The following is a 13,229-nucleotide window of genomic DNA, read 5'->3' on the forward strand; positions in this document are numbered from 1 at the left end:
GTGCGACGCCTGTGCAGGATGCCGTGACTGTCAAGCGGATTGTTTTTCGATCCGCTTGAACGCAATCAGTAGACGCGTCACTCGCCGCGCACCATCTGGAAGCGAACCCTGAACCGCTTCCAGCGCTGCAATACGGCCGCGCCAATAGGCGAGTCCAAACGGGCTGTCAGCGGCGAGTTGCGGGACTATGCGTTCGAGGTGAGCGAGATCGTCTTCAAGGTGATGATGTGACACATCGACCCTCGCTGAGTTAGAGCGGAACGGCAAGGACCTCGCCATCGAAGATGTCCTTGCCGGATTAGTTTCTGAAGGCTGCGTCGAGCATTCCGTCGGCCCCGACCCGGACCGGCACCACATTGCGACTGGAACACTGTCGTGGGAGGCGGCGGCCGACACGTCGAGATTCGTGCGACCGTCGCATGCCTTGCCTCGTGACCACACAGTGGCCCGCTGAACCGGCGTCGGCAGTGCGTGCATCTTCACTCTATGTTACGCGCCGGCGGTCGCGGAATCCGTCCGGCACCGTACCGACTTCCACCGCAGCAGCGCGCCCTGCTGCGGGCTGGCGGGTTGCCTCATATTTTCCCTTTCGTTTTGCCGTGTCCGTCACCATTGGGTGAACTGGCAGCGGAAAGTTGGGCCCCACATCTTTCCCATGAGAATCATCATGAGTAGATCCATCACGACTACACCGGACGGCCAACCGTTGGTTCACCGCCAGGCTCGAGCCTATTGAGTGCGCAGCGGCGTGTCTGTACGCTGCCGTACCGCTTCCGTACCGGCTCTCGCGTAGCGTCGGACGCATCCGTTAAACAAGGAGACGGGTATGCACCGACGAACATTCCTCTGGGGCGTGCCGGGATCGATGATCGCGGTCAGCCTGTCGCTATCCAGCTGTACGACGACGCCTGCCGGGTCTGACACGATGGGCGAGCAGAAGGACAAGCGCCGTACCATCGACTCCGGTGTCGACTCTACGCTCACCCGGCTCTATAACGTGGCTCCGGGCGCCCGCGAACTGGTCGGCAAGTCGAACGGCTTGCTCGTGTTTCCGACGGTTATCAATGCCGGTATCGGATTGGGCGGTCAGTATGGAGAAGGGGCGCTGCGTGTCGGTGGAAAATCGGTGGGGTACTACAGCACCGCGAGTGCTTCGGTTGGCTTGCAAGCCGGCGCGCAATCGAAGGCGATCGTCTTTCTGTTCATGACCGCGAGCGCACTCGATCGGTTTCGCAGCAGCGAAGGCTGGTCAGCGGGGGCTGATGCATCGGTGGCGGTATTGAAGATCGGCGCCAACGGCGATGTCGACACGGGCACGGCAACCGGTCAGATCGACGCATTCGTGCTGACGAATGGCGGCCTGATGGCCGGCGCGACGGTGGACGGTACAAAAGTGACCCGACTCAAGACGCTGTGACGGGCAAGGTCGTCGCAGCGGATATTCATCCTTCGTTCGGCAATGGTGAAGGCATTCATTGATGCCGTCCCACACATAGCAGGAGCATCGAATCATGTTGCGAAGTATCGAGAGTCTGAAGGGACGTACGGTGGCCGCGAGCGATGGCGAAATAGGCAGTATCGAAGAGGTCTATTTCGATCACGATGCATGGGGTATCCGCTACCTGGTTGTCAAAACGGGAAACTGGATCGACGGGCGCCGCGTGCTGATTTCGCCTTATTCGGTCATCCGCATGGATCCGGGGTCGTTGAGCGTCCACGTCGATCTCACGCGGCAGCAGGTGAGCGACAGCCCTCCTGTCGATACCGACGAACCCGTCTCACGTCAACACGAAGCCGAGTATCTTCGCTACTACGGTTACCCCGTGTATTGGGGTGGCGTAGACGTGTGGGGCGCGGGCAGCTATCCGGCGTTCAGCCGTGCGGCGCTATCGGCTGTGTCACCGGAGACGCTCGCGCAACTCGCGTTGTTCGGCGACAAGCCGCCGGGCGCGAGCCATCTTCATAGCACGGACGCGGTGGATGGTTACCACGTCGAGGCGGCCGATGGTGACATTGGGCATGTGTCCGGATTCATTTTCGACGATGAGGCCTGGACTATTCGCTATCTCACCGTCGATACGCAAAGCTGGTGGGCGTCAAAGGAAGTGTTGCTGGCAACCGAGTGGATCTTCCTGATTGACTGGCTCGATTCGACTGTTTCGACACAACTGACACGCGACGTCATCAAGGGTAGCCCGGACTACGACAACAGGATTCCGCTGGAGCGCGATTTCGAAACGCAGTTGTACGCGTTCTACGGCAAGGCGGGGTATTGGTCGGCGGAAAGGGCGGCATTGCGACTCTAACAAACCGGCGCAACCGCCTCTGCGGCGCCATAAAGCACGCCATGCTTGTGCGAATTTAATCGCAGTCGTTCCCGACTATGCAGTGGCGTGATCATCGAGATCCAGGGAGCGTTTTGCGGGCAGACACGGCGTAACTGCTACACGGCTTTCAGATCGGGTAACAGGCGGTCGAATTCCCGCCTCACCACGCTGTAGCACTCACATACGCGTGCTTCCAGTCCGGGGCGATCCAGAACTTCGATATGCCCGTGACTGTAGCGAATCAGTCCCGCATCCTGCAGTTTCAATGCCGCCTCAGTGACGCCGGAACGCCGCACGCCGAGCATATTGGCGATCAGTTCCTGGGTCATCTTCAGTTCGTTGGACGGCAGGCGATCGATGCTGAGCAGAAGCCATCGACAGAGTTGCTGATCGATCGAATGATGACGGTTGCACACGGCTGTCTGTGCCATCTGGGTGATGAGCGCCTGGGTGTAACGCAGCAGCAGTCGCTGGACCGGGCCGGCACGGCGGAACTCTTCTTTCAGAATCCGCGCATCGAGCCGGTACGCCTCGCCGGCGCTTTGCACGATCGCCCGGCTCGGCGTTGTCTCGCCACCCATGAACAGTGCGATACCAATGAGCCCCTCATTGCCGACGATCGCAATTTCCGCAGACGCACCGTCTTCCATTACGTAGAGCAATGAGACGATCGAAGTCGTCGGAAAATAGACGTGATCGAGGCGATCACCGGATTCGTATACGACCTGTCCCAAGGGCATATCGACGCGCACCAGATGAGATGACAGCCGCGCCCACTCCGTTTCTTGCAGAACGGCGAGCAGATGATTTTCCCTTGCGGGATCCACGTTTGCCATGTACCACTCCTCGACCTCCTGGGGAACCCCCCGCGACGGTGTCGCAGCCGTCTCCGCAACCTGTCGGTAGCGCGGGGCGCGCTCCTCCAGATTATAGTTCGGGCGTGTCAGACGCTGCATCGTGCCGTGTTTCTGGGGGGCTCGGGCAATAGGGCCGGACACGTTTCAATGTTAGCGGCACCGTGGTCCCCATGACCGGATTCTTCATCGCCGCACGTCGACGCAGGTGCATGCCCGTACGGCACCGTACCGACGTCCGGCTCAGTCGCGCGCACCGTGTCCGGGAGATGAATGACGCGTCCGCCTCTCCATTCGGCCGTTTATGTGTAATCAAGCACACGGGAAAGCATGACTTCCTTTGACACACGTTGGGCTTGATCCCGTTGATACGGAATAAGGAGACCTTGTGTCGACTGGGCGAGCCGTGCGACCACGTCACCGTGGTATGCGGTTTGCGCTTCAAAGGTATCGCGCCGATGGGAACCCTCCCAGTGCGTCCACCGATGTTGCAGGAAGCACCCCCGTGAACCAGTTCCATCAGTATGTCGCACGATTTCGGTCAAGCTCGCCGCCGTGGACGGACACGTCGCCCGTGCGCGACGAACTGTTTAGCGTTGAACGCCTCGAGCAGCATGCGCAGAGCCTTGCCGCCGCGCAGTCGGTGACGAAGAGGCCACCTGTCGTGCGATCGTTGCACACCCGCCTCAACGACAATGCTGCCGTCCTGCTCGCAGCTTACCGTGCGAGCGCCGCAGAATTGGAACATGGCGGGAGCGTGGTGCCCGCTGCCGAATGGCTGCTCGACAACTATCACGTCGTCGAGCAGCAGATCCGTGAGATTCGCGACGACCTGCCGCCCGGTTACTATCGTCAGTTGCCCAAGCTGGCGGCTGGGCCGTTCGCCGGCTATCCACGCGTATTTGGCCTGGCCTGGGCGTTCGTTGCGCATACAGACAGTCACTTCGACCCGCGCGTGCTGCAACGTTTCATCGACGCATACCAGCGCGTTCAGCCGCTCACGATCGGGGAACTGTGGGCAGTGGCGATCACCCTGCGCGTCGTCCTGATTGAGAACCTGCGGCGACTCGCTGACCAGATCACGGCAGGTCGGCGCGCGCGCGAGGATGCCGATGCGCTCACCAGCCGTCTGTTGCAAACGGGAAATGCCCGCTCGGCGCTGGAAGCGGATATCTCCACGCGTTCCTCCGGGGTGTTATCGGAGCTATTCGCCGCACAACTCGCTAAACGGTTGCGCGATCAGGATCCGCGCACCATGCCCGCGCTTGGGTGGCTCGAGGAGCGGCTCGGGCTCCAGGGGGTGTCTGTCGATGAAGTTGTGCAGCATGCCCAGCAGCGGCAGGGCGCGTCGAATGTCACGGTGCGCAATGTGATTACCAGCATGCGCCTGATGTCTGATATCGACTGGACAGAACTGTTCGAGAGTGTGAGTCTCGTCGATGCACGACTGCGCGCGGGAAGCTCCTTCGGCGCGATGGACTTCCCGACCCGCAATCTGTACCGCAGCGCGATCGAGCAACTGGCGCGCGGTTCGGCCGCCACGGAACTGGAAATCGTCGATCTCGCGCTTCACTCGGCGCAAGCAGCAGTGGCGCAGGCGTGCGATCCCGAGCATGCAGGACGCGCCGGCGACCCCGGCTACCACCTGATTGCGGAAGGTCGGCGAGCATTGGAGCAGGCAATCGGATTCCGTGCGCCCATGCGGCTGCGCGTTACCCGATTCAATATCGGCCTCGGCATGGGCGGCTATGTCGGCATGATCCTGACGTTGGCCGCGACGTTGCTCATGGTGGCGTCGTGGGTGCTCTGGAATCAGTCGCCGCGCCATCTCGATGCGTGGTTCGTCGTGCTGTTTGCCCTGTGCGCATTCCTGCCCTTCACTGAGATCGCAACCGCGCTTGTTAACCGCGCGGTGACCTGGAGCTTCGGCGCGGTCATGTTACCGGGACTCGAACTGACCGCAGGTGTGCCGTCGGGGCTTCGGACGTTGGTCGCGGTGCCGTCGCTCCTGAGCAATGAAGCCGACCTGCGCGAGCAGATCGAACGCCTCGAAGTGCATCACCTCGCGGGAGCCGGGGGAGATTTGTCATTCGCGCTACTGGTTGACGGCGTCGATGCCGACGAGGAGGTGCGAGAGGGTGACGCGCATTTGCTCGCCGTTGCTACAGATGCGATCGAAGCACTGAACCGGCGTTATGAGCCAGCTCAAGGTGGCGACCGTTTTCTGCTGCTGCACCGCCGCCGCGTATTCAACAGGAGCGAGAACAAATGGATGGGCTGGGAACGCAAGCGCGGCAAGCTACACGAACTCAACCGGCTGTTGCGTGGCGCGACGGATACAACTTTCGTGTCTATCGGCGGACGCCCGCCGCAAGTACCATCCAACGTGCGCTACGTCATCACGCTCGATGCCGATACGCGTCTGCCCCGGGATGCCGCCTTGCGGATGATAGGCAAGATGGCGCATCCGCTGAACCGGCCGACATTCAGTGACGTCGAACAACGCGTCGTCAACGGCTATGCGATTCTTCAGCCTCGTGTGACACCTTCGCTGCCCGTCGGCGAGGAAGGTTCGGTGTATCAGCGCGTTTTCTCCGGCCCCGGCGGGATGGACCCGTATGCGGCAGCCGTTTCCGACGTCTATCAGGACCTGTTCGGCGAGGGCTCGTTTACGGGCAAAGGCATCTACGACGTGGATGCATTCGAAGCAGCCTTGCATGGCCGCGTACCCGAAAATACGCTGCTCAGTCACGATCTGTTCGAGGGGGTCTTCGCGCGCGCCGGGCTGGCATCGGATATCGAGGTCGTGGAGGAAGTGCCGTCACGTTATGACGTGACGGCCAAACGTCAACATCGCTGGACCCGCGGTGACTGGCAGTTGCTGCCGTGGGTCGTTGGGTATCGAGGCCGCGACCGGTTAGCCATGCCGGTGATTGGTCGCTTCAAGATGCTCGACAATCTGCGTCGCTCGCTGCTGGCGCCGCTCATGGTCGCCACGCTCGGCCTGTGCTGGTTGATGCCGATCCGGGCCGGCATTGCGGGCGCGCTGATGGTGTTCGCCACGCTCGCCGTTCCCGCTTTCCTGCCGTCGCTATTCGCAATCGTGCCGCCGCGTACGGGTATCCGTCTGCGCAATCACCTCGACGTGCTGGGCGGCGACCTGCGGCTCGCGACATTGCAAACATTTCTTTCGATCGCTTTTCTCGCCGATCACGCGTGGCGCATGGGCGATGCGATCGTCCGGACGCTCGTGCGGCTGTACGTCACGCATCGACGGCTACTCGAATGGACGACGGCGGCGCAGTCCAAGGGCAGCCCTCGTCTCGATCTGCACGGCTTTTATCGGCAGATGGCGGCCGGCACCATGCTTGGGCTTGCGCTGTCCATCGGCACGCTTGCACTCGCGCCCTCGCAGTGGCCGCTCGTGATGCCGTTCGCGTTGTTATGGCTGGCTGCGCCGGCGCTTGCGATGTGGGCGAGCCGTTCGCCGACGGTCGGGCAGCGTCTTGCGCTATCGGAGTCGGACGCGCGCGATTTGCGCCTGATCGCGCGCCGTACGTGGCGTTTCTTCGAGACCTTTGTCACTGCCGCAGAGAACATGCTGCCGCCTGACAATTTCCAGGAAGATCCGAAGCCGGTCGTCGCGCACCGCACTTCACCAACCAATCTAGGGTTGTATTTGCTGTCAGCAGTCGCAGCGCGCGATTTCGGCTGGGCGGGGACGATGGAAACCGTCGAGCGACTCGAGGCCGCGTTTGCTTCGATCGAAAAACTCCCGCGCTTCAAGGGCCATTTCTATAACTGGTATGACACACAGGACCTGCGGACGTTGGCGCCGGCTTACGTGTCGTCGGTCGATAGCGGCAATCTCGCCGGCCATTTGATCGTACTGGCCAACGCATGCGAAGAATGGGCGCATTCGGCGCTTGCGCCGTCTGCCCGATCCGGGATACTCGATAGCCTGCAGCTCGCGCGCGAGACTGTGGCCGCGCTGCCTGCTGCCAGTGGAGAGCGTGGCAGACAGCTTGCCGCGACCCTCGAAGAAATCCATGCGCAACTGCGCGGTCCGCAGACGTACCGTGCGCTTTCGGGGTCGCTGGCGCGGCTGGCGAAGAAGGCAGCGGAGGCGACCCGTGCCATCGTGCCCGCCGACGGCGACGATAGTGGTGCAGACCTGACGTTCTGGATCGAAGCGTTGCGGCGAAGCATCTTCGAACACAGTCGCGACCAACGGCAACTCGCCATCGCGCCGTATTTTCTGCAGGCACGGTTGACCGCGCTAGCCAACGCCTCCCGTGCGCTTGCGCTCGGTATGGACTTCACATTTCTGCTCGATCCGGAACGTAAGCTGTTGTCGATTGGTTACTCGCATCCGGATAACAGCCTCGACGCGAATTGCTACGATCTGCTCGCGTCCGAAGCCAGGCTCGCCAGTCTGTTTGCGATTGCGAAGGGCGATGTGACCACGCGTCACTGGTTCCGCCTCGGGCGTTCGGCCACACCAATCGGCAATGGATCCGCGCTGATTTCATGGTCGGGGTCGATGTTCGAGTACCTGATGCCGTCGCTGGTCGCGCGCGAACCAGTCGGCAGTCTGCTGGAACAGACGAACCGTCTGGTGGTGGAGCGGCAAAGATCGTATGGACGATCGCTTGGCATTCCATGGGGCGTATCGGAGTCTGCTTACGAAGCTCGTGACTTGGAGTTCACCTACCAGTATTCGAGCTTCGGTGTGCCAGGCCTCGGTCTCAAACGCGGACTGTCCGAGAACCGGGTAATCGCACCCTACGCAACGGGACTGGCGGCGATGGTGGCGCCGCAGGCGGCCCGCGAAAACTACGGGCGACTCGCCGCGCTCGGCGCATTGGGCCGCTACGGGTACTACGAAGCGCTCGATTTCACCCGTGCGCGTCTGGCCGAAGGGGAGAGCTTCGCGCTCATCCGCGGCTTCATGGCGCATCACCAGGGCATGACGATCGTTGCAATTGCGAACACCTTGCTCGATGGGGTGATGCGTACGCGCTTTCATCGTGAACCGATGATTCAGGCGAGCGAACTGCTATTGCAGGAGCGCATGCCGCGCAATGTCGCGGTGGCGCATCCGCGCGCCGAAGAAGTGAGCACGTCCGCCGCCGAAGCAGGGACTGCGCCGTCGACGGTACGTCGCATCATCGAGCCCGCGTCCGGCAGCGCAGCGCCCATTACACATCTGCTGTCGAATGGAAGGTACGCAGTGATGCTGACAGCGACAGGCGCCGGCTACAGCCGCTGGCGTGACGTGGCCATCACGCGCTGGCGCGAAGACGCGACGCTTGACGACTGGGGGACGGCCATTTTCCTGCGCGATATGTCCAGCGGGCAGGTGTGGTCCGCCAGTTCGCGACCGCTCGCTGGCGAACCCGAAACGAGCGGCGTCGTGTTCGGTGAAGATCACGCGGAGTTCACCCGTTGCGAAGGATCGCTCACGACCAGCATGGATGTACTCGTGTCGGGTGAGGCGGACGGTGAAGTCCGCCGCGTCTCGCTCGCGAACAGCGGGCGCGGCACTAGGGATATCGAACTGACTTCGTATGCCGAACTCGCACTGGGAGCGCAGGCCGCCGACATCGCGCATCCTGCTTTTTCGCGCATGTTCGTGCAGACCGAGCATCTTGCGGAATTCGGGGCGCTGGTGGCGACGCGTCGTCCGCGTTCGCATGACGATACGCAGATTTGGGCCGCTCATTTCGCGGTTGTCGAGGGTGAAATAGTCGCCGAGCCCCAATACGAAACGGATCGCATGCGCTTTCTGGGCAGGGGGCGCAACACGCGCACCGCGACCTCGATCGTCGAGGACCAGGCGCTCTCCAATACGACGGGCACCGTGCTCGATCCTGTCTTTGCGCTTCGATATCGTTTGCTGGTGCCGCCGGGCAAGATTGTGCGCGTCACGTTCTGGACGATGGTAGCCGCCTCACGCGCGCAGTTGCTCGATCTCATCGATCAGCACCACGATCGCAATGCATTCGACCGGGCCAAAACGCTCGCGTGGACACAGGCTCAGGTGCAACTGCGTTATCTCGGCATCGAGGCGGAGCAGGCGGCGGACTTCCAGCAGCTCGCCGCGCCGATCATTTATAGCGACGCGCGCTTCAGGGCACAGCCGGACGCAATCGTTCGCGGCGGCGGTACGCAGGCGGGCTTGTGGCCGCTCGGGATTTCTGGCGACTTGCCGATCGTGCTGCTCCGTATCGGCGACCTCGAAGATATCGCGCAGGTCCGGCAGTTGTTAAAGGCGCACGAATACTGGCGAATGAAACGGCTGGCCGTCGACCTCGTGATCGTCAACGAGCGGGCCTCGTCATACATTCAGGGATTGCAGGAGGCGATCGAAACGGCCGTGCGCAGCAGCCAGTCACGTCCGCGGTTCGACGATGAACTCGCGCCGGGGGCGATCTATACGTTGCGTGCGGATCTGATGAGTGTGGAGTCGAGGGCGCTCTTGCAATCAATCGCGCGCGTAGCGTTGATCGCGCGCCGGGGGTCCATTGCCGCACAGCTCGGGACGCTGTTGGATACCCGAGGTCAGCCATCGTCACCGCGCCGGAGGAAGCAGCCGCTGCTGTCGTCGTGGCCGGCGCCTCCTGATCAGTCTGACGTACCGCCTTCGATGACAGCTGGACTGGAATTTTTCAACGGTCTGGGTGGCTTCGGCAAAAACGGTTCTGAGTACGTGATCGTGCTTGGGGCGGGCGCCGCCACGCCTGCGCCGTGGATGAACGTGATTGCCAATCCCCGTTTCGGCTTTCAGGTCGCGGCGGAAGGCAGCGGCTATACGTGGGCTGAAAGCAGTCGTGAGAACCAGCTCACATCATGGTTGAACGACCCCGTTGAAGACCCCGCCACGGAAGCCCTTTACGTGCGGGATGAAGCGACGGGCGATATCTGGACGCCCACCGCGCTGCCGATCCGCGACAGCGGCATATACGTTGCGCGTCATGGCCACGGCTACAGCCGTTTCGAACACAACGCGAACGGTATCGCACTCGACCTGCTGCAATACGTACCGCTTGCCGATCCGCTGAAGATTTCCCGTCTGACGTTGCGCAATCTGTCGGGCGTCGCACGCCGGCTTTCCGTGACGTCGTGGAACGAATGGGTGCTGGGCACGTCGCGAGGCGCGTCGGCGCCGTTCATCGTGACGGAAATTGACCCGGTTACGGGCGCGATGTTTGCGCGCAATCCATGGAATATCGCGTTCGGTACGCGCATCGCGTTCGCCGACCTCGGCGGCCGGCAAACAGCATGGACAGCTGATCGCACCGAATTCCTCGGTCGTAACGGCGAAGCCGCCGCGCCCGCGGCGCTGACGGGCCATGTACCGTTATCGGGCGCGACGGGCGCGGGGCTCGATCCGTGCGCAGCATTGCAGACGTTCGTCGATCTGGACGCGGGCGAGGTCATCGAGATGGTTGCTTTCGTCGGCCAATGCGCATCCGTCGATGATGCACGTGTACTGATCGAGCGCTATCGCAGTGCGAATCTCGATGCTGTGCTTGCTGAGGTGACACGCCACTGGCGCAGCGTGCTCGGCGCCGTTCAGGTGAAGACGCCCGACCGGGCCATGGATCTGATGCTGAATGGTTGGCTGCTGTATCAGACGCTTGCGTGCCGCGTCGAGGCACGCGCGGCCTTCTATCAGGTGAGCGGCGCTTACGGGTTCCGCGATCAGTTGCAGGACACGATGGCGCTGACCCACGTGCGGCCCGACGAAACTCGGCGGCATCTGCTGCGCGCCGCGTCGCGGCAATTCGGCGAAGGAGATGTCCAGCATTGGTGGCTGCCGCATTCGGGGCAGGGGGTGCGCACTCGAGTCTCCGACGATCGCGTGTGGCTCGCATATTCGGTCGCGACATACATCTTCTGTACGGGCGATGACGCGGTTCTCGACGAAATCGTCCCGTTCCTCGACGGGCCGCTGCTGCAACCCGGCGAACACGACGCATTCTTCCAGCCCATGATCGCGGAAAAATCCGCGTCGCTGTTTGAGCATTGCGCTCGCGGTCTCGATCAATGCATCGAATTGACGGGGGAACATGGCTTACCGCTAATCGGCACGGGGGACTGGAATGACGGGATGAACCGCGTCGGCGCAAACGGCAAGGGAGAGAGCGTGTGGCTCGGCTGGCTGCTCTTGCGCACGATCGATTTATTCGCACCGCTGGCCGAAGCGCGCGATGCGCAGCGTGCCGCGCGCTGGCGCAGCCATGCGGCGTCGGTGCGTGGTGCGCTGGAGCGTGAGGCCTGGGACGGCGAGTGGTACCGTCGTGCGACTTTCGACGACGGCAGCTGGCTCGGCTCGAATAGCGACGGGGAGTGCAGGATCGATTCGATTACCCAGTCGTGGGCTGTCTTGTCGAACTCGGCCGATCCGATACGCGCCGCACAGGCGATGGCTTCGTTGGAGAAACATCTTATCCGTCGCGAGGACGGAATCGCGTTGCTGTTCACACCGCCTTTCGATAAAACGTTGCTGGACCCGGGCTATATCAGGGGCTATCCGCCGGGGCTGCGCGAGAACGGCGGCCAATATAGTCATGCCGCGATGTGGGCAATTCTCGCATTTGTGAAACTGGGAGACGGTAACAGGGCCGCAGAGCTCTTTTCGATTTTGAATCCCGTCAATCATGCGCGTACGCCAACAGAGGTTGAGCGCTACAAGGTCGAGCCCTACGTCGTCGCAGCCGATGTCTATTCGGTGGCGCCTCATGTCGGGCGCGGCGGTTGGACCTGGTATACGGGGTCGGCGGGATGGATGTACCGGGCGGGTGTCGAGGGCATTCTCGGGATTCGCAGGGAAGGGGATTTTCTGGTGGTTGACCCGTGTATTCCCGACGCGTGGCCGGGCTTTGAAGCAACGGTCAACATAAGCTCTACGCGCTATGAGATCCGCGTGGAGTCTACCTCGGAGGCGCACGCGATGCGTGCCGTTCTTGACGGCGCCAGTGTTGATTGCGGTGCTGAAGGCGTGCGTGTACCGCTCGATGGTGGCGTACACAGGCTGTCCATTTCACTGCGTTTGGCAGTCGATGTCGAGGTCAACTCGCGTGAGCCGGCCACGTAAGGCGATGGCTCTTTAGCGGATCTACATTCAACACCTGGCCGTGGATATCGCCCGCGACATACCTAATCGTCGCCCGCCTTATTCCCCATCGACTTGCGCCTCGACGAGTGGTAACGCTCGCATTGCAATCTTCTCCGCCTCCGCGCGCTTGAGTCCGAGTGTTTGCAGCAGCGTTGCTGCCGTACGCTCGGCGAAGTGCTCTCCGCTGAAGCCAAGCTCGTCGAGCAACTGCACCGCCGGCGCGCCCGGCGCGACGAAATTCAGCTCGGCCGCAATGGCCGCGAGCACGGTGCCGCCCACCGAAAGAAAGCCAATGAAGGGGTCGGTAACCACGAAGCGCTTGGCGGCAATGCCATTTCCGATATCCCGCAGTAGCCGCTGACCCAGCCCGCGGCTCAGCATGCCTGCCGAAAACCCTTCGCGTATCAGGAAGCGTCCCCATACGGGATCGCGCCGCGCACGCATCAGGGTATGACGCACCGAGACGGCGATCACTTCTGCGGGGTCGGACAGGCCCGCCGCGAGGCGATCGAGCATATCGGCGAACTCCTCGAACACGTTGTCCACAAGCGTCGCATAGATGGCTTCCTTCGACTCGAAGTGGTTGTAGAACGAGCCGAAGCCGACGTCGGCGGCCTCGGTAATTTCGTTGACGGCTACGCCTTCCATGCCCTTTTCGGCCATCAGCCTGAGTGCAGCATCGAGCAGGCGGGTGCGCGTTTCGCGCTTGCGACGCGCGCCACGCGGCTCGCGTTCTTCGGGAACGGCAGCCGGGGAGACTGGCGCCGCACGGGTAGGACGTTTTGCTGTCGGGCGATTTGAAGTGTTCGGCATGATCGGTCCAGTTCTAGCCATGTCAAATTATAGATGCTATTGTCTACATTGACAAAACGATCAGTTATGACTTTAATGTCATCAACGGCGCGCCTTGCGTCGGTCCAACAA

General features: G+C 62.0%; 6 protein-coding genes. 3 read left to right on the top strand and 3 right to left on the bottom strand.

What is annotated here, in order from left to right:
• Positions 1-30: 30 nt before the first annotated feature.
• On the bottom strand, positions 31-234 hold the full coding sequence (locus CI15_RS35450) for a hypothetical protein (protein ID WP_241495862.1): 204 nt from the start codon (positions 232-234) through the stop codon (positions 31-33).
• A 592-nt stretch (positions 235-826) separates the two neighbouring features.
• On the opposite strand from CI15_RS35450, the gene CI15_RS18600 reads away from it, so the two are divergent.
• Together CI15_RS18600 and CI15_RS18605 are read left to right on the top strand one after the other, a co-directional pair.
• Positions 827-1,417 carry a BPSL1445 family SYLF domain-containing lipoprotein gene (locus CI15_RS18600; RefSeq protein WP_062129747.1) on the top strand — a complete coding sequence of 197 codons (591 nt, stop codon included), beginning with the start codon at positions 827-829 and terminating at the stop codon, positions 1,415-1,417.
• 94 nt (positions 1,418-1,511) lie between these two features.
• On the top strand, positions 1,512-2,306 hold the full coding sequence (locus CI15_RS18605) for a PRC-barrel domain-containing protein (RefSeq protein WP_062129748.1): 795 nt from the start codon (positions 1,512-1,514) through the stop codon (positions 2,304-2,306).
• A 137-nt stretch (positions 2,307-2,443) separates the two neighbouring features.
• Here CI15_RS18605 and CI15_RS18610 read toward each other — a convergent pair whose 3' ends face one another.
• Positions 2,444-3,163, bottom strand: a complete 720-nt coding sequence (locus tag CI15_RS18610) for a Crp/Fnr family transcriptional regulator (protein ID WP_062129749.1) — start codon at positions 3,161-3,163, stop codon at positions 2,444-2,446.
• 523 nt (positions 3,164-3,686) lie between these two features.
• Between CI15_RS18610 and CI15_RS18615 the strand changes: the two genes are divergently transcribed.
• Positions 3,687-12,284 (top strand): GH36-type glycosyl hydrolase domain-containing protein, encoded by an 8,598-nt coding sequence (locus CI15_RS18615; protein WP_062129750.1) that lies wholly within the window; start codon positions 3,687-3,689, stop codon positions 12,282-12,284.
• Between the two features lie 78 nt (positions 12,285-12,362).
• Here the strand turns inward: CI15_RS18615 and CI15_RS18620 are convergent, their stop codons facing one another.
• A complete protein-coding gene (locus CI15_RS18620; protein WP_062129751.1) occupies positions 12,363-13,118 on the bottom strand; it encodes a TetR/AcrR family transcriptional regulator in 756 nt (251 codons plus the stop codon).
• Between the last annotated feature and the right edge of the window lie 111 nt (positions 13,119-13,229).

Source organism: Paraburkholderia monticola (genome assembly GCF_001580545.1).
Lineage (GTDB): Bacteria > Pseudomonadota > Gammaproteobacteria > Burkholderiales > Burkholderiaceae > Paraburkholderia > Paraburkholderia monticola.